This window comes from Janthinobacterium sp. SUN118 (assembly GCF_030397695.1).
Classification (GTDB): domain Bacteria; phylum Pseudomonadota; class Gammaproteobacteria; order Burkholderiales; family Burkholderiaceae_D; genus Janthinobacterium.
In genome coordinates, this window is sequence record NZ_JAPUBV010000001.1 from 2851886 (window position 1) to 2869609 (window position 17724).

Consider the following 17724-nt stretch of genomic DNA (forward strand, 5'->3'; position numbering starts at 1 on the left):
GCGGGCCACCCCGCGCGGCACATAAGCGCACTGAATTATAAGCGAACAGCGTTATTTATAATTCCACGCGTTCACTTTTAGTGCCTTGACGCATGTCAATAACGACAATATCAGCCCGCGCCAGGGGCGTCGATGACGGCCATGGTGATGCGCGAGATGCAGCACAGTTTGCCGTCATCGTCGACGATGCGGATCTCCCAGACCTGGCTCGTGCGCCCCCGGTGGATGGGCGTGGCGCGCCCCGTCACATGGCCGCCGCGCACGCCGCGCACGTGGTTGGCGTTGATTTCCTGTCCCACGCTCACCTGCCGGCGCCCGTCGAGGCAGGCATTTGCGGCCATGCTGCCCAGGGTTTCGGCCAGCAGCACGGAAGCGCCGCCATGCAGCAGCTTGAACGGCTGCATGGTGCGGTGGTCGACGGGCATGGTCGCCTCGATCCAGTCGGGGCCGAAGGCCGTGAAGACGATGCCCAGGTGGCGCATGGCCGTGCCTTCGCTGGCCGCGTTGAGGGAGGCCAGGTCGAGCGCTGCGTGCCAGATTTCCATTGCTATTCCTTCAGTGATGAAATGAAGCTATTGTAGGGCAGCGACGGCGCGCGCGCCGCTTCATGATTCCTTCACCTGGGTGCGGGGTGGCGATGTCATTAACTGGTTATAATTGCCCCATTCTTAAAAAACGAGGTTGTGTATGAAGTGGGCCTTGCTGGGCATTTTTGTGTTTTCCGTTTTACATATTCATTTTCGTGGCAAGGTGCGCCTGCCGTTCCGCCGCCAGATCTTCGATCACTCCTCGTTCATGGCGCCGCTGAACCTGTTCATGCACACCTTTTCCAAGGTGCCGGCCACGCCATACCTGTCCGTCGAGCAATTTCCGGAACTGGCGCCGCTGCAGCAGAACTGGCAAATCATCCGCGATGAAGCGCTGCGCATGCAGGAAATGAAAAAGATCAAGGCGGCCGAAAAGAACAACGACGTGGGCTTCAACTCCTTCTTCAAGTATGGCTGGAAGCGCTTCTACCTGAAATGGTATGACGCCAACCACCCGTCGGCGCAACAGATGTGCCCGCAAACCTATGCGCTGCTGCAATCGATCCCCTCGATCAAGGCCGCCATGTTCGCGGAACTGCCGCAGGGCGGCAAGCTCAACCCGCACCGCGACCCGTTCGCCGGCTCGCTGCGCTACCACCTGGGCTTGCAGACGCCGAACGACGACCGCTGCTTCATCGACGTCGATGGCGAACGCCACAGCTGGCGCGACGGCCAGGCCGTGATGTTCGATGAAACGTATATCCACTGGGCCCGCAATGATGCCGACAGCGACCGCATCATCCTGTTCTGCGACATCGAACGCCCGATGCGCTACCGCTGGGCGCAAGGGCTGAACCGCTGGCTGGGCCGCACCCTGATGACGGCCGCCGCCTCGCCCAACGAACTGGGCGACCAGGTCGGCGGCGTCAGCAAGCTGTTCCAGATCTCCTGGACCATGGGCCAGTACCGCCGCCGCTTCAAGGCGTGGAACAAGACGGCTTACCAGGTCACCCGCGTGGCGCTGGTCGTGGGCATCATCGCGCTGATTTACTTTATCTAGTTGCGGCATGGCTGCTTTGATCAAAACCGCCTTCGGGCGGTTTTTTTATTGTGCATCGCTATCGCCGCCCCATGCGTTACAGTGCCGTGCACCTGTCCGGAATCAGCACCTTGAAAGCGAGACTAGAAAAATGACCGAACGCGACCGCCAGTACGATCTCCAGATCGACGATGATGAATGGATCGAACACATCAGTATCGAGGCACGCTATGGCCAGGCCGTGGACATCGATGCCCACCTCGCAGGGCTGGGGCCGCTGATCGACCGCCTGGAAAGCCATTGCGTGGCCGGCTGCTGCGGTTTCGACGCCTTCGATTTCACGCGCGACGCCATCGACGCGGCGCTGCCCGGGCTGGATCAGGCGCCATTGCTGGCAGCGTGCGCGTCGGCCAGGAACGCCGTGGCAGCCATCGCCAGCGGCGTCGTCCTGAGCAACAGAATGAACAACGCGTGCGACAGCCGCGTCTTCCTGCGCCTGCTTGAGCATATCGCAAGCCGCATCGCCGGCCATGCCAGCCCGGTTTGACGGCGGCGCCTGCATCGGCGCCGGCAAATCGGCGATAATATCGGCTTACACCACTTTCCCCTTCTATTTATGCGCGACATCATTGCCGGATTTTTACGATTCCAGAAGGAAGTCTTTCCCGAACGCCGAGAGTTGTTCAAGACACTGGCAACGGGACAGACGCCGAAGGCATTGTTCATTTCCTGCTCCGACAGCAGGATGGTGCCCGAGCTGGTGACGCAGCGGGAACCGGGCGAACTGTTCGTGATCCGCAACGCGGGCAACATCGTGCCCTCGTTCGGCCCCGAACCGGGAGGCGTGAGCGCGTCCGTCGAATTTGCCGTGGCGGCCCTGAACGTGACCGACATCGTCATTTGCGGCCATTCCGACTGTGGCGCCATGAAAGCCATCGCCACCTGCACCTGCCTCGATCACATGCCGGCCGTCAAGAACTGGCTGCGGCACTCGGATGCGGCGCGCATGATCAATGAATCCATCGAGCATGCAACGGAACAGGACCGCATCGATGGCATGGTGCGCGCCAATGTGGTCGCGCAACTCAATAACATCCGCACCCATCCCTCGGTGGCCCTGGGCATCACGCAAAAGCGCCTGACCCTGCATGGCTGGGTGTATGACATCGAAAACGGTTCGCTGGACGCGCTCGACGAATCTACGGGCCAGTTCGTCCCGCTGGCGGAACACCCGGCATCGAAGCTGTGACGACCTGCGACGAATGCGGCAGCGCCTACCGTGGCGCAGCCTCGGCCATGGCCAGCCTGTGTCCCGCCTGCGCGCATGCGCTGTATGGCTATCCGCGGTGCGAGCACGAGTTCGAGGCGGGCCACTGCCGGAAATGCCTGTGGGATGGCAAAACCAGCGATTTCGTGCGCAAGCTGGCGTCGCGCTGATCAGAAAGGGGCTTGACCTTGCCGGTGCGGGAAGGTCCAAGGTGACGGTATTCAAGCGACTCAAGGAGAATCCCGTATGCCCAGAATCACCGTCCTGCCCCATCCCGAGCTGGCTCCCGACGGCGCCGTCTTCGACGCGCCCGAGAAAATGAGCATTTGCGATGCATTGCTATTGAACAAAATTGACATGGAACATGCCTGCGGACAGGTCGGCGCCTGTTCCACCTGCCACGTGGTCGTGGTGCAGGGTTTCGACTCGCTCAATGCACTGGGCGACAACGAGGAAGACATGCTCGACCAGGCCTGGGGCTTGCAGCCCCACTCGCGCCTGTCCTGCCAGGCGCGCCTGAACCAGGAAGACCTGACGGTGGAGCTGCCGAGATACACGCTGAACCACGCCAAGGAATAATCCCCGGCGTGGCTGTTGCCAGGCAGCCAGGGCATGCCTGGCCGCCCTATTTCCTTACCACATGATCACGCGCTGCTCGGGCGGCAGATACATCGGGTCGCCCGGCTTGATGTCGAACGCCTCGTAGAAGCCGGGCTGGTTCTTCACCGTGCCCTTGGCGCGGAATTCGCCCGGCGAATGGGGGTCGCTCTTGATCTGGGCGATCGCCGCCTCCGGGCGCAGCTTGGCGCGCCACTTCTGCGCAAAGCCGATGTACAGGCGCTGTTCGCCCGTCAAGCCATCGAGCACGGGCGACGGCTTGCCGCCGAGCGAACGCTGGTAGGCCTTGTAGGTGATCGACAGGCCGGAATTGTCGCCGATGTTCTCGCCCAGGGTCAGCTCGCCGTTGATGTGGTAGCCCGGCACGGGGCTGTAGGCGCCATATTGCTTGACGAGGCCGGCGGCCAGCGCCTTGAAGGCGGCACGGTCCTCTGCCGTCCACCAGTTGCGCAAACGGCCCCTGGCGTCGTACTGGCTGCCCGAATCGTCGAAGGCATGGCTGATCTCATGGCCAAACGTGATGCCCAGCAAGCCGTAATTGACGGCATCTTCCGCTTTCACGTTGAAGAATGGCGGCTGCAGGATGGCGGCCGGGATCGTGATGGCGTTGAGCGACGGGCTGTAGCTGGCGTTGACGGTTTGCGGCGTCATCGACCATTCGTCGCGGTCGACCGGCTTGCCCAGCTTGTCGACGTTTTGCTGGCGGCTCCACGCGCGCGACGCGCGCACGTTGGCGATCAGGTCATTCGGCTGCGTCCGCATGGCGCTGTAATCGCGCCATTTATCGGGATAGGCGATCTTCGGCTTCAGGGCGGCCAGCTTGAGCTGGGCTTCCTTCTTGGTTTCCGGACCCATCCAGTCGAGCTGCTCGATGCCATCCTTGAACGAGGCGACGAAATTGTCGAACATGGCCATCACGCGGGGCCGGGTTTCCGGCGGCAGATACATCTCCACATAGCGCTTGCCGATGGCGTCGCTGATGGCGCCATCCGTGAAACGCAGCGCCAGCTGCCACTGCGGTTCGCTTTGCGGCACGCCGCGCAGCACCGTGCCTTCGAAGCCGAAGCGTTCCTTGACGCTGGCGCTATCCAGGTAGGAGGCATAGCTTTCGATGATGCGCCAGTTGAAATAGCTCTTCCAGGCTTCCAGCGGCACGGCGGCCACCGTCTCGGAAAAACCTGTGATGAAGCTGGGCTGGCGCACCACGGCCGAGCTTTCCTTTTTCGCCAGGCCGGCGGCCGCAAAGTAGGCGTTCCAGTCGAAGGCCGGCGCCAGCGCCGCGAATTTGTCGAAACCGACGCGGTTGTACGATTTCACGGGGTCGCGCATCTGCACGCGCGTCCACTGCACGGCCGCCAGGCGCGTCTCGATGTCGAGGATCTGGCCCGCATGGGCAGCGGCGGCCTTGTCACCGCTCATGGCCAGCATGGCTTCGATATGCTTCAGGTATTTCTCGCGCACGGCCTTGAGCTTGGCGTCGTCGTCCTTCAGGTAATAGTCGCGGTCAGGCAAGCCCAGGCCCGACTGGCTGATATTGATCGTGTATTGCTCGGGATCCTGCGCATCGGGCGCAACATAGGCCGAGAACGGCGTGGCGATGCCATTGCCTTGCAGGTAGGCAAACAGTGCCGGCAAGTCCTGCTTGTCCTTGAGCGACGCGACGCGGGCCAGTTCGGCCTTCAAGGGCTTGAAGCCGGCCGCGTTGCGCGCCTTGTCGTTCATGAAACTCGTGTACAGGTCGGCGATCTTGTGCGCATCGCTGCCGGGCTTGCCGGGGTGCTTCAAGGTGTCGGCGATCAGGCCGCGCAGCTGGCCTTGCGCGATTTCGCGCAATTCGATATACGTGCCCCAGACGGATTTGTCGGCCGGGATTTCCGTATTGCGCGTCCACACGCCATTGACGTAGCCGTAAAAATCATCTTTCGGGCTGACGGCCGGGTCCAGGGTTTTCAGGTCGATGCCGGAAACTGGCGCGGCGGCGCCCTGCTGGGCGTACAGCGAGGGCGAAGATAAGGCGAACAAGGCGCAGCAGGCGGCGCTGATAAGCGAACGTTTCACGAAGATTCCTTTAATAATTATGGTCTGACTTCATCTTGCGTCGCATGCTGTCTCCAGGCATGCGACGCAAGATTATAGTCCGCCCATCGCCAAGGCAACAGCCCCCGCTCAGGAATCGCCGTGCCGGGGCGCTACGCCATGCTTTGTATAATCGGCACAGCCGGTGCCAGGCAAGCGGGCGGCAATCCATTCAATAACTGGGAGTATTTTCATGCAGGAATGTCGATTCAATGTGTTTGGCACGCTGATTGCCGTCAGGGGGAGTCCGGGCGCCTGGCGCGCATGCTATCTCGGCGCGGAAGGCAAGCGCCGGCCCGCCGATTTCATTATTCCCGATGATATCCAGGCCGATGCGCTGGGCGAATATCTGGCCGACCTGTTCCACGAGGATGCGACGCCGCGCAATAACACGACAACCCGGCTGTTTCCCTGACTCCCGCGCCTGACGCAGAGCCGGCCCTGGCGCCGCCGGCACGTGTTCCCGCGCCCTATTTCACCGGCTCGAACGTCACCGTCAGCCCGTTGCCCGTGGTCCTGATCTGCGTCGGCACGAATTGCACGCCTGCATAGCGCAGCTCGTCCGGCTTGAAGGTGTAGATCGGCGTTTCATGCATGAGCTGGTCGGCTACCAGGCTGGCCACCTTGGCGAACTGGCGCTGCTGCGACGCATCCATGCCATCGATATTCACCGTATCCACGCTCGCTTCGCTCAGGTAGACGGCGTTGCGCTGGGCGTCGAGCACGAGGCGGCCCGACATGGCCAGCTTGCCGCGCCAGGTCTGGCGGATGAAGGGCGGCATCACGCTGGCGTCCACGCTGAGGGCCACTCTGTCGCGTTCGGGCTGCAGCGACAGCTGCGGCTGCGTCAGCTTGACATCCAGCACGGACAGCACGCGCTTGTCGATGGGAAAGCGGCGCTCCAGCCCTTGCTGCATCTTGCTGAGCGACACGTTCACGTCGCGCGGGCCGATCAGGGTGGAGCACGAGGCCAGCACGGTGCAGGCAAAGGCGGCGATGGCGGCGGTTTTCAGCAAGGGACGGATGGCGGTCGCATTCATGGAGAGTCTCGGTGGAAGGATCGCGCCATCTTACACATGGAGCCGCTTCAACACAAACGGCGCCCGGCTTGCGGCGGGCGCCGTTACTTGCGTCAACTTCTTAATGCACGAACAGGGCGATCAGGATGACGATGGGCAGTGGAATACCGAGCAACAGCAACAGGATGGAACGCATGGCAGACTCCTTTATAGATATGTGAGGGTTCAGATGGTGACGTGGCGCAGCACGCGCTCATGGTCGCGCTGGCGGCCGCCGAAGGTTGCCGCCAGGCTCGCAACGAAGGCGCCCAGCAACAGGGCCACGAACATCCACAGGGCCGTATGGGCACCGGCCTTGCGCGCCGTGTCGGCCGCTTGCTGCGCGGCAGCCTTGGCGTCGGCGGCGGCCTTGGCGGCGCGGCCGTATACGGCGTCGACGCGCGCTTCCGCTTCGGCCTGGGTCAGGCCCGTGCGTTTGGCGACGAGCTGGCCCAGGTAGGCGCGGTCATCGGCGGCCAGGCTGCCCGTGGTCAGCCCGGTGGCGAAGATCTTGCCGATTTCCACGCGCTGGTCGGCAATGGTGACGCCCGCCTCGGCCACCGGTGCGGCAGGCATGCCCGCCGTGCCATTGGCGGCGGCCGGCGCCGGCGTGGCGCGCAGCAGCATGTCCGAGAAGTAATCGAGCGGATTGGCGCCGCCACCCTCGCCCGCCTTGGCGCCCGCCGCCCCGGCGCCCGCGGCTGCTGCCGGGGCCACAGCCGCGGCCACGCCGCTGCCCGCGTCGATGGCGCCGCTGAGCACGGCGCGCGTGCCGCCGGCCAGCACGGCCACCGTGACCAGGGTCGCCACGGCCCAGGCCAGCAAGCCATGCGCCGTGTCGCGGAAATGCACCTCATCCGTGTGGATAGCACTCCATTTCACGCGCAGCCGGCCCGCCATGTAGCCGCCGATGCCGGATGCGGCCAGTTGCATGAAGGCCAGCCAGGCGATGGTCGACACGCCGATGGCCGTCGCGTTGAACGACCATGGCGACACGGACGACAGGCCCAGGCCCACGCCGAGGATCAGCAGGATGAAGGACAAGGCGGCCGCCGCGGCCGCGCCCGCCAGTACGGCGCCCCAGGAAACGCCCGGTTGGTTGATGTCCGAGACGGACAGTTGCGTAGCTTGCATGAAGTTCTCCCTTGGTCAGTTGTTGTCAGTTGTTGTATGACGCGGTCAGGCGGCGGCGCCCGTCAGCTGTAGCTTGCGCGCGGCCATTTCCTCGCCCAGCGCATCGAGGTCGACGCCCGTATGGCGCACCTTGGGGAACATGTCGCCCTCTTCTTCCTTGACGTGGTGTTCGATCTGCTCGGACAGGACCTTGACCTTGGCGTCGTACAGGTCGTCGGCCGGGTCCATCGCTTCGATCTGCGCGATCAGTTCCTTGGCGCTCGCGTGCTCGACGACGGCTTCATCCATCAAGTCGCCATCGTGGATGGGCCGGCGCACGGCCGGATAGAAGATTTCCTCTTCCAGCTGCGTGTGCACGGTCAATTCCTGGCAGATCTGGTCGGCCAGCTTTTTCTTGGTGGCAAAGGAGCGGTCGCTCAAGCCTTCATATTGCGCAAACAGGGCCTTGACGGCCTTGTGGTCCTTCATCAATAAACTGATCGCGTTCATGGCGCCTCCTCGTTGTGGATGAGGCTAGGATGCGCCGAGGCGGCGCCAGCGTATGTGCGACGCCATACACAATCTTGATATTTAATCCATATCAATACAGCGGCCTACCTGATGCCGTGGTGCCCCATCAAGTCATACAGGGTGGGCCGGCTCACGCCCAGCAGTTCGGCCGCCTTGGCGATATTGCCGTCGGCGCGGGCCAGCGCGCGCACCATCACCTTGTATTCGGCCGCTTCGCGGGCCTGGCGCAGGTTGATGGCGTCGTCCACGGGCGCGGCCTGGGCGCTGGCAGGCAAGCCCAGGTCGTCGGCCGCGATCTGCGGCCCGTCGCTCATGATGACGGCGCGCTTGATGCAATTCTCCACCTCGCGCACATTGCCGGGCCAGCCATACGCTTCGATCAGCTGCAGCGCGCCGGCGCTGAAATGCAGGTTGCTGCGACCTTCGCTGGCGCAAAATTTATTCTTGAAATGGTGGGCCAGCAAGGCCGCGTCGCCGGCCCGCTCGCGCAGGGGCGGGATGCGCAGCACGATTTCGCTGAGCCGGTAAAACAGGTCTTCGCGGAAGCGTCCCTGTTCCGCCAGCACCTTCAGATCCTGGTGCGTGGCGCAGACGATGCGCACGTCGACGGCGATCTCGCCCCGTCCGCCCACGCGCTCGATGACGCGTTCCTGCAAAAAACGCAGCAGCTTCGCCTGCAGCGCCATCGGCATGTCGCCTATCTCGTCGAGAAAGAAGGTGCCGCCGTGGGCCAGTTCGATCTTGCCCAGGGTTTGCCGCGCCGCGCCCGTAAACGCGCCCCGCTCATAGCCGAACAGCTCGCTTTCCAGCAGGTTTTCGGGGATGGCCGCGCAATTGATGGCGACGAAGCGCTGCGCGTGGCGGCTGGACAGCGCGTGCAAGCCGCGCGCCACCAGTTCCTTGCCGCTGCCCGAGTCGCCCAGCAGCATCACGCTGGCCGACGAAGGCGCCACCTTTTCCACGCTGCGGCACAGTTTCAGCATGCCGGGATCGCGGCTGACGATGCCGGCCAATGGCGAGTCGGCCTGGGTTTGCAGCATGCGGCGGTTTTCCTGCTGCATCGCGTGCAGATAAAAGGCGCGGGCGATGACGAGGCCCAGCATGTCGGCGTCGAACGGTTTCTGGTGGAAATCGTAGGCGCCCAGGGCGATGGCTTTCAGCGCATGGGCGCGTTCCTGGTTGCCCGAGAGGACGATGACCTTCGTGTCCGGCGCCAGCGCGAGGATCAGCTGCAAGGTGGCCAGCCCTTCCGTGGCGCCGTCGGGGTCGGGCGGCAAGCCCAGGTCCATCGTCACGACGGCCGGCTGGTGGCGCCGCACCAGCGCCAGCGCCGCCTCGCGCTCGCCCGCCAGCAACACCTCGTAGGCATCGAAACTCCAGTGCAGCTGCTTTTGCAGGCCGGGGTCGTCTTCGATGACGAGTAATTTCTGCTTGGCCATGCTTGTCCTTTCCATTCACGCGGCATGCAGCGGCAGGATCACGCGAAACGTCGTGCCCACCTGCGGCGCGCTGCGCACTTCCAGGCTGCCGCCCACTTCGCGCAGGTATTCGCGGCTTTCGAACACGCCGATGCCCATGCCGGCCGTCTTCGTCGTGTCGAACGGCTTGAACAGGCGCTCGCGGATGAACTGTTCGCTCATGCCCTGCCCCGTATCGTCGAGCTCGACCACGGCCGTCTGGCGCTCGCGCAACAGGCGCACGGCCACCTGGCCATCGCTGGCCGTGGCCTCGATGGCGTTCTGGATCAGATGACCGAGCACCCGCTCAAGGCGCGCGCGGTTGGCCAGCACCGTCAGTTCGCCATCGACGATCTCCAGCCGCGGCGCGGGCGCCAGGCTGGCCTTGGCCGCCACGGCCTGGCGCAGCAAGCCGTCGAGGCGCAGCGGCGCCGGCGCTTCCGGCGCCTCGCCGCGCGCCAGCTTTTGCAGCAGGGTCTTCATTTTCTGCACGGAATGGTCCAGGGTGCCCAGCATGTCTTCCTGGAAGGCGGGATTGGCGCGGTGCTTTTCCGCATTGCTTAACAGCAAGGACAGCTGGAACACGAGGTTTTTCAGGTCATGCACGATGAAGGTCGACATGCGGTTGAACGATTCGAACTGGCGCGACACCATCAGCGAGTCGAGCGATTCGCGGTGCGCCAGGTAACTGGCGGCCTGGCTGCCGGCAATTTTCAGCACGTCGCGGATTTCCCAGTTCAGGCCGATGGCCGTGCGGGGCCGCGCCAGCGCCACGAAGGCGAACAGCTGTCCATGCAGGGTCAGCGGCACCAGCAGCCACACATTGGGCAAGGCCAGCAGCGCCGGCGGCAAGGCCAGGCCGGCGTACTGGCGCGGATTGCCCTGGCAGTCGGGCACGTCGATCACCCACTGGCGCGCCTCGAGGAACTGGCACAGGCTGCCCGCCGCCGGTTCGCTCCAGGCCGGCGGCGGCCAGTTCCAGCTGGCGGCCGGCGCGAACAGCCCTTGCTCGCGCAAGATCCACAGCGCGCCGGCCGGGCTTTCCACCAGCTGCGCCACGGCCTGGATGGCCCGCTCGCCCAGCGCCGGACCATCCTCGGACAGGGCGCGCGTAAAGCGCAGCCATTCCTCGCGGTAATCGAAGATGGCGTTATAAAAATGCTTGTTGATGCTGACCTTGAGCTTGGCGCGCAAGCTGCCCGAAAACAGCACGCCGGCCAGCAGCAGGCCTGCGCCGCCCAGGTAAGCCATCTGCATCAAGGAACCCCAGGTGCCGCCGAAATAGCGCAAATAATAGGCGCTGGCCGCCATCGCCAGCAGATAGATGGCCGAGCCGAGCAAGGCGGCCGAGCGGTACAGCATCTGGCGCGAGACGGACAGGCCCAGGGCCCAGCCCGGATTGCGCGCGGCGGATACGGCCAGCATCGGCGCGCACAGGGCGTCGACGATGCCGCGCGCGGCCCAGATATCGTCGTTAATCGTGCGGAACAGCAAGGCATCGCTGTACAGGTAGAAATCGTAGGCAAACAAGCCGCCCACGCCCAGGCAGGCGAACTTGATGCCCCAGCGCTTGAGCGGCGGCGTATTGCGGTACCACTGTTCCACCAGCAGCATGCCCAGCACGGCCAGCAACAGGCGGCTGACGCTGGCGATGATGCGCGCCGGCAAAGGCAACGCCAGCCACGACGAGGCCAGCGCGGACAGCGCGGGCGCCAGCGCCGTGAGGACGACGCCGGCCAGCACGAAGCGCAGGCGGGGGCGCGACGGTTCGATCAGCAACAGCACGAACACCAGCCAGGCCAGGGTGCGCAGCATTTCCAGCGCATCGCCGGCCAGCACAATGCGGTGTCCCAGCAGCACCAGCACCACCGTGCCCGTCGCCCACGCGCCCGTGGCTAGGCAGGCGACGAGCAAGGCGCGCACGTTCTGCCGCGCGCGCCAGTTGCTGATGAGCAGCAAGGCCAGCGCGAAGAAGGCCAGCGACGCCAATCCATGGCTGAGCGCTGCCGCATCGGCCGCCGCCAGCCACGCCGACTGTTCCCGCATCATCGGCCGCCCTTGCCAAACAGCACCACCTGCACCGTGTCGAGCAGGATCAGCAGGTCGAGGAACAGGCTATTGTTTTTGACGTAATACAGGTCGTATTGCAGCTTTTTCACGGCATCGTCGACGGAGGCGCCATATTGGTAGCGCACCTGCGCCAGGCCCGTGATGCCGGGCTTGATGCTGTGGCGAATGTTGTAGTACGGAACCTGTTCCTTGAGCTGCTCGACGAAGTAGGCGCGCTCGGGACGCGGTCCCACGAAGCTCATCTCGCCGCGAAACACATTGAGCACCTGCGGCAGCTCGTCGATGCGCAGCTTGCGGATGAACTGGCCCACGCGCGTGACGCGGGCATCGTTGGCCAGCGCCCAGAGGGGCGTCCCGTCGCGCTCGGCATCGCTGCGCATGCTGCGAAATTTCAGCACATGGAAGGGCAAGCCGTCGCGCCCCACCCTTTCCTGCTGGTAAAACACGGGGCCGCCGTCCTCCAGGCGGATGCAGGCGGCCGTCACCAGCATCACGGGCAGCGCGGCCAGGCAGATGACGCTGCTGGCGGCCAGGTCGAACAAACGCTTCGAGGCGGCGCGGAAAAAGCTCTGGTCGAAGCCGCCGCCATAGATCAGATAGCTGGGCTGCAAGGAATCGATGCGGATCTGGCACGCTTCGCGCTCGAAAAACGTGGCCGCGTCGATCACTTTCACGCCGCCCAGCGCGCATTCGAGCAATTGCTTGCCGGGAAACGCGCCATTGCGCCGGTCGCTGACGGAGACGACGATCTCGTGCGCGTCATGGCGCTGCGCCATGGCCAGCAGCGACGGTCCGGATGGCAGCAGCGCCGAGGCCGGCACGCAGCATTGCTCACCGGCCACATCAATGCATCCCACCACCGTGAACTGGTGGAAACCGATCTTGCTGGCCGCCAACTCCATGCATTCGCGCGCCAGCGCCCCGCCGCCCACCAGGATCAGCCGGCCTTCCATCAGCGCCGATTGCGAGGACTTGAACACGACCAGGCGCGCCAGCAGCACGCCGATGGCGCCCAAGCCGAAGATCAGCACGCCGCCGCGCCCGAAATGCAGCGCGGGGATGAAGCGCACCAGCAGGCTGAGCACGGCAAAACCCAGCGCGAACGAGGGCAGGATGCGAAATAAAGTGTTGCGGATGTCGTCGCGCGAGCGGTGCTGGTACATGCCCAGGGTGCTCATGCTCAGGACGATGACCAGCGCGAAGATCGACGACGACAGGTACACCTCGCTCAGCCTCACCAGGCGGCTGCCATCCGCCAGCCACAGCAGGGACGTCAGGGTGGCCGACAGCAGCAGGATCAGGATTTCCAGCAACAGCAGGATGAATGCCGTTTTTGACACGTAATGGCTGAAGATGCGGATCATGTGGTCCCCCCTGCGGCAAGAAGCGGCCCGGACCGGCAAGCCATGCATGCGGCCATGCGCGCGGCGGTCCGATACCCGTCTTCTCATCATGGCGGACTGTTCCGCGCAAGCATTGATGCGCCACAAGCTACGGCTGCGGCTATCTTTCGCTTGCAGAATTTATCTCAACACATTACCGAATGGGGGGAAATGGAATATAGTATGCTTCCCCTAAAAAAAGATAAATGTCATGAAATTTGATGTAGCGATTGTCGGCAGTGGCCTGGCGGGTTTATCGGTTGCACTGCATTTAGCTGAGACGCGCACCGTCGCGATCATTTCCAAACGCGCGCTGCTCGATGGCGCCAGCAACTGGGCGCAAGGGGGCATCGCGGCCGTGCTGGACTCGGGCGACAGCCACCAGCAGCACATCGAAGACACCCTGATCGCCGGCGGCGGCCTGTGCGACGAGAGCGCCACGCGCTACATCGTCGAACACGGCCGCGAAGCGATCGAATGGCTGATCGAGCAAGGCGTGCCGTTCACGCGCGACGCCACGGCCGAACTGGGCTTCCACCTGACCCGCGAAGGCGGACACAGCCAGCGTCGCATCATCCACGCGGCCGACGCCACCGGCCACGCCGTGCAAATCACTTTGGAAGAAAAGGTGCGTGCCCACCCGAACATCACCTTGTTCGAACACCATTGCGCGATCGACCTCATCACCTCCGACAAGCTGGGCATGAAACCCACCCAGCGCAACGCCCAGCCCCATTGCCACGGCCTCTACGTGCAGGATGAGCAAACGGGCAAGGTCCTGACCTTTGCCGCCGAGCACACCGTGCTGGCCACGGGCGGCGCCGGCAAGGTGTATTTATATACAACGAATCCCGACACGGCCAGCGGCGACGGCATCGCCATGGCCTGGCGCGCCGGCTGCCGCGTGTCGAACATGGAATTCATCCAGTTCCACCCGACTTGCCTGTACCACCCGTACGCCAAGTCCTTCCTGATCACCGAAGCCATCCGTGGCGAAGGCGGCTTGCTGAAGCTGCCGCCTGAAGCGGGCGCGGCAGCCGGCCAGCGCTTCATGCTGGCCCACGACGAGCGGGCCGAACTGGCGCCGCGCGACGTGGTGGCGCGCGCCATCGACTTCGAGATCAAGAAGCGCGGCCTCGATTACGTACACCTGGACATCAGCCACAAGCCGGCCGAATTCCTCATCGAACACTTCCCGACCATTTACGCGCGCTGCCTGGAACTGGGCATCGACATCACCAAGCAGCCGATTCCCATCGTGCCGGCAGCCCACTACACGTGCGGCGGCGTCGTCACGGACCTGTCCGGCCGCGCCGACCTGCCGGGTCTGTATGCCGTGGGCGAGACGGCGTGCACGGGCTTGCATGGCGCAAACCGCCTGGCGTCGAATTCCCTGCTGGAATGCATCGTCATCGGCCGTGCCTGCGCGCAAGATATCGAAAGCAAGGAAAAGCTGGGCACGCCTTACCTGCCCGACTGGGATGAAAGCCGCGTCACGGACGCGGACGAGGAAGTGGTGATTTCCCACAATTGGGACGAGCTGCGCCGCTTCATGTGGAATTACGTGGGCATCGTGCGCACGACGAAGCGCCTGGAACGGGCCCAGCACCGCATCGCCCTGCTGAAAGAGGAAATCGACGAGTACTACCGCAACTTCCGCATCACGCACGATTTGCTGGAGCTGCGCAATCTCGTCGACGTGGCTTCGATGATCGTCAACAGCGCCCTGTCGCGCCGCGAAAGCCGCGGCCTGCACTTCAGCCGCGATTATCCGGAAACCTTACCCAAGGCGATTGCCAGCGTGCTGACGCCGCCGCACCGGTAAATGCAGGGGAATGCGTGCCGACCGCACGCATTCCCTCACTCTTGCGGCTGCTCAGGCTGCTCCGGCATCACCACCTCAATCCCATCTTCCGTGTAGGAAAACTTGGCGGACTCGCCCGTGCAATCCCCCTGCGGCTCGTCGGCCACATAGCGGCATTCGCTTTCCACGCTGCCATCTGCGCGCCAGTGCCGGGTCCAGCCCTGGCGCTCGCCATCGACATATTCGATCAGCTGCTTCGGCTTGCCATTCGCATGCCACGAGCGCAATGCGCCCTCCTCGCGTCCGCCGGCGTTCCACTGCTTCTGCACGAGCAACACGCCCTGGGGGCTGAACAGTTGTTTGCTGCGCAACACGTAGTGACCGCTGTGCGTGTGCCTGCTGGCCACCTTGCCGTCCGGATAATACTCGACGCTCTCGCCCGCCGGCTTGCCATCGACATAACTGCCCGTGCTGCGCACCTTGCCATCGGGGAAATAGTCTGTGCTTGGCCCCGTGATGATGCCGTTGACATACTGCCTGCGGCTTTCCACCTTGCCATCGGGATAAAACAGCAGCAGTTCGCCATCCGTCTGGCCCTTGAGCTGCGTCATGCGCGTGCGCAGTTTGCCATCCTGGTCGAACGTTTCCACCAGGCCATCGGCACGGGCACCGTTGCGGTAGGTGCGCGATTCGATCAGCTTGCCGCTCTGGTGGTAAGCCTGTTCCTCCCCCTCCTGCACGCCATTGCGCCACGTGCTGCGCATGGATATCTTGCCATCCGGATAATAACGGGTCTGGATACCCTCCTGCACGCCGCGCCCGTCCTGCTCCACCTGCATTTCCAGCTGGCCATGCGGGTAATACATGCTGTAGTTTCCCACCAGCTTGCCGCCCAGGTAATCGGGGGCATTGACCTGGCCCGTCAGCCGCTTCGGCTCGCCTTCGCGCACGTGATAAATCTCGACTTGCCAGGTGCCGGGCGTCTTGCCTGGCGGCAGCGGCACGACCAGCGCATAGCGCGCATGTTCCATGGCCTCGCCGCGCGACAGGTTGTGGTTCAGATAGAGACGGGCCTTGCCATCGGCACAGTGTGCATCGCAGCCGCGCAGCATGTGGATGACGGGGATGGCAGTGGCGCCCGTCCGGTCGGGCGCCGGACAGGCACGCAGGCGTACCAGCAGCGGGTTTCTGTCGCGTATCATGTTGGCCAGCTCGACCTTCATGACAGCATACTGTTCCTCGCTCAGTCCGATCGACGCGGCATCCATGCGCAGCTGTCGGCCGCCGCAGCCCGTGTCGTCGTCCACGGTCAGCACGTCGCCACCAATGTTGCCGGGTGCGGCCTTGAGCGCCGTGATCACTTGCCGTTGCACGATCTCGGCCTGGGCCAGCGCCGGCAACAGCAGCATGACGCCAACAAGGTGATTTAATTTAAGGCACGCCATGCCTGCTCCTTTCGCACGATTTCCGGGGATGGCGACGCTTCGCCGCAGCCGTCCTGCGCCTTGCCGGCCACATACCGGCATTCGCTGTGCAACGTGCCATCCGCGCGCCAGCTGCGGCTCCAGCCGTCGCGCCGGTCATTCACGTAATCGATGGATTGCTCGGGCTTGCCATTCTCGTACCACGAGCGCGATGTGCCCTGCTCGCGCAGCTGCGCATCCCATTGCCGTTCCAGCACCAGCACGCCCTGGGGGCTGTAGCGCTGGACGCTGAGCAGCCCGCCCTTGTCGCCATACTGCTGGCGGCTTTGCACCTTGCCGTCCGGATAGAACTCCAGCGCCTCGCCCACAGGTAAATCGTTGACCTGCGTCATCCTGGCGTGCACGGCGCCATCGGGATAATAATTCGTGCTCACGCCACTGAACTTGCCCTGCCGCATTTCCGCGCGGCTGGAAATTTTCCCATCCGGGAAGTATGTGAGCATCTCGCCTTCCATCTTGCCGTCACGCAAAGCGTAACTGCTGCTCAGCTTGCCATTTTCATCGAAGGTTTGCACGGGCCCGTCGAGCTGCTTGCCATCGCGGTAGCGGCTCGTCTCGCTCAGCTTGCCCGTCGCGTGATAGCGCTGGTGCTCGCCTTCCGGCAAGCCATGGCGCCAGTTGCCGCGCAGCTCCAGGGTGCCATCAGGAAAGTACTTGCTGCCGATACCGTCTTGCTGGCCTTTGGCATCCTGCGCCACCTGCTTCTCGATCTTGCCATTCGGGTAATACGTGACATAGCCGCCCACCAGCTCGCCCTGCGCATAGTCGGCGCGGTTGACCTGGCCCGACAGGCGCAGCTTGTGGCCGGCCACGCTGACAATCTCCACCTTCCACGTCCCCGGCAGTTTGCCTTTCGGCAAAGGCAACAGCAGCACGTTGGCGGCCTTTTCCTGCTCGACGGGGAAGAAGTTCTCGTGCAGGTACAGGCGCGCGCGGCCATCGGCGCAGGCGGCTGGCGTGCAGGCGGCGATCTCCCGCACGATGGGCACGCTCGCATCCTCCGGGCATTTTTTCACGGTCACGAGCATGGGCGTCCTGTCGCGGATGCGCCGGGCCAGCTCCGCTTTCAGCGCTGCGTACGGCGCCTCGTCCAGGTTCACCGAGCGCGCATCCATGCGTATCTGCTTGCCGCCACAGGCCGTCGTGCCCGCAATGGTGTACACATCGCCGCCTTCGCTATCGGGCTCGCCAGCCATGCTGGTCACCACCTGGCGCTGCACGATGTCCGCCTGCGCCATGCCTGGGCACAGCAAGGAAGCACCAAGCACGGCGCATATCGTCTTGATTTTCATGGTATT

Annotated in this window: 17 protein-coding genes; 7 read left to right on the forward strand and 10 right to left on the reverse strand. The window is 64.0% G+C overall.

Annotated features, from left to right (window positions below; translation table 11 throughout):
• Window positions 1-110: 110 nt before the first annotated feature.
• Window positions 111-545, reverse strand: a complete 435-nt coding sequence (locus O0880_RS12935) for a hotdog fold thioesterase (RefSeq protein WP_289886812.1) — start codon at window positions 543-545, stop codon at window positions 111-113.
• 142 nt (window positions 546-687) lie between these two features.
• Between O0880_RS12935 and lpxO the strand changes: the two genes are divergently transcribed.
• The 5 genes from lpxO (at window position 688) to fdx (ending at window position 3412) form a co-directional block, all read left to right on the forward strand.
• Window positions 688-1587, forward strand: a complete 900-nt coding sequence (lpxO, locus tag O0880_RS12940; RefSeq protein ID WP_046685160.1) for a lipid A hydroxylase LpxO — start codon at window positions 688-690, stop codon at window positions 1585-1587.
• 130 nt (window positions 1588-1717) lie between these two features.
• A complete protein-coding gene (locus tag O0880_RS12945) occupies window positions 1718-2113 on the forward strand; it encodes a DUF6331 family protein (protein ID WP_289886813.1) in 396 nt (131 codons plus the stop codon).
• 69 nt (window positions 2114-2182) lie between these two features.
• Complete coding sequence (locus tag O0880_RS12950) at window positions 2183-2815, forward strand: carbonic anhydrase (protein WP_099664103.1); 633 nt, start codon at window positions 2183-2185, stop codon at window positions 2813-2815.
• Window positions 2812-3003, forward strand: coding sequence for a hypothetical protein (locus O0880_RS12955; protein ID WP_198043925.1), 192 nt, complete (start codon window positions 2812-2814; stop codon window positions 3001-3003). Before O0880_RS12950 ends, O0880_RS12955 begins: the two co-directional genes overlap by 4 nt.
• Before the next feature lie 76 nt (window positions 3004-3079).
• Window positions 3080-3412, forward strand: a complete 333-nt coding sequence (fdx, locus tag O0880_RS12960) for an ISC system 2Fe-2S type ferredoxin (RefSeq protein WP_071323727.1) — start codon at window positions 3080-3082, stop codon at window positions 3410-3412.
• A 54-nt stretch (window positions 3413-3466) separates the two neighbouring features.
• Here fdx and O0880_RS12965 read toward each other — a convergent pair whose 3' ends face one another.
• On the reverse strand, window positions 3467-5509 hold the full coding sequence (locus O0880_RS12965; RefSeq protein ID WP_289886814.1) for a M13 family metallopeptidase: 2043 nt from the start codon (window positions 5507-5509) through the stop codon (window positions 3467-3469).
• 211 nt (window positions 5510-5720) lie between these two features.
• On the opposite strand from O0880_RS12965, the gene O0880_RS12970 reads away from it, so the two are divergent.
• A complete protein-coding gene (locus tag O0880_RS12970) occupies window positions 5721-5942 on the forward strand; it encodes a hypothetical protein (RefSeq protein ID WP_071323729.1) in 222 nt (73 codons plus the stop codon).
• A gap of 55 nt (window positions 5943-5997) precedes the next feature.
• Here O0880_RS12970 and O0880_RS12975 read toward each other — a convergent pair whose 3' ends face one another.
• The 6 genes from O0880_RS12975 to O0880_RS13000 form a co-directional block, all read right to left on the reverse strand.
• Entirely contained in the window at window positions 5998-6567 is a 570-nt protein-coding gene (locus tag O0880_RS12975) for a DUF1439 domain-containing protein (RefSeq protein WP_071323730.1), read from the reverse strand.
• A gap of 204 nt (window positions 6568-6771) precedes the next feature.
• On the reverse strand, window positions 6772-7719 hold the full coding sequence (locus tag O0880_RS12980) for a hypothetical protein (protein ID WP_289886815.1): 948 nt from the start codon (window positions 7717-7719) through the stop codon (window positions 6772-6774).
• A gap of 45 nt (window positions 7720-7764) precedes the next feature.
• On the reverse strand, window positions 7765-8208 hold the full coding sequence (locus tag O0880_RS12985) for a hemerythrin domain-containing protein (RefSeq protein ID WP_071323732.1): 444 nt from the start codon (window positions 8206-8208) through the stop codon (window positions 7765-7767).
• Between the two features lie 104 nt (window positions 8209-8312).
• Complete coding sequence (prsR, locus tag O0880_RS12990; RefSeq protein WP_071323733.1) at window positions 8313-9668, reverse strand: PEP-CTERM-box response regulator transcription factor; 1356 nt, start codon at window positions 9666-9668, stop codon at window positions 8313-8315.
• A 15-nt stretch (window positions 9669-9683) separates the two neighbouring features.
• Complete coding sequence (prsK, locus tag O0880_RS12995) at window positions 9684-11735, reverse strand: XrtA/PEP-CTERM system histidine kinase PrsK (protein WP_289886816.1); 2052 nt, start codon at window positions 11733-11735, stop codon at window positions 9684-9686.
• Window positions 11732-13120, reverse strand: coding sequence for a TIGR03013 family XrtA/PEP-CTERM system glycosyltransferase (locus O0880_RS13000; RefSeq protein WP_289886817.1), 1389 nt, complete (start codon window positions 13118-13120; stop codon window positions 11732-11734). Before O0880_RS13000 ends, prsK begins: the two co-directional genes overlap by 4 nt.
• A gap of 229 nt (window positions 13121-13349) precedes the next feature.
• Between O0880_RS13000 and nadB the strand changes: the two genes are divergently transcribed.
• A complete protein-coding gene (nadB, locus tag O0880_RS13005) occupies window positions 13350-14963 on the forward strand; it encodes an L-aspartate oxidase (RefSeq protein WP_289886818.1) in 1614 nt (537 codons plus the stop codon).
• Between the two features lie 35 nt (window positions 14964-14998).
• On the opposite strand, the gene O0880_RS13010 is transcribed toward nadB, so the two are convergent.
• Both O0880_RS13010 and O0880_RS13015 read right to left on the reverse strand, forming a co-directional pair.
• Window positions 14999-16387: a toxin-antitoxin system YwqK family antitoxin gene (locus O0880_RS13010; RefSeq protein ID WP_289886819.1), complete on the reverse strand. Its 1389-nt coding sequence runs from the start codon at window positions 16385-16387 to the stop codon at window positions 14999-15001.
• Window positions 16369-17718 (reverse strand): toxin-antitoxin system YwqK family antitoxin, encoded by a 1350-nt coding sequence (locus tag O0880_RS13015; RefSeq protein ID WP_289886820.1) that lies wholly within the window; start codon window positions 17716-17718, stop codon window positions 16369-16371. Before O0880_RS13015 ends, O0880_RS13010 begins: the two co-directional genes overlap by 19 nt.
• Between the last annotated feature and the right edge of the window lie 6 nt (window positions 17719-17724).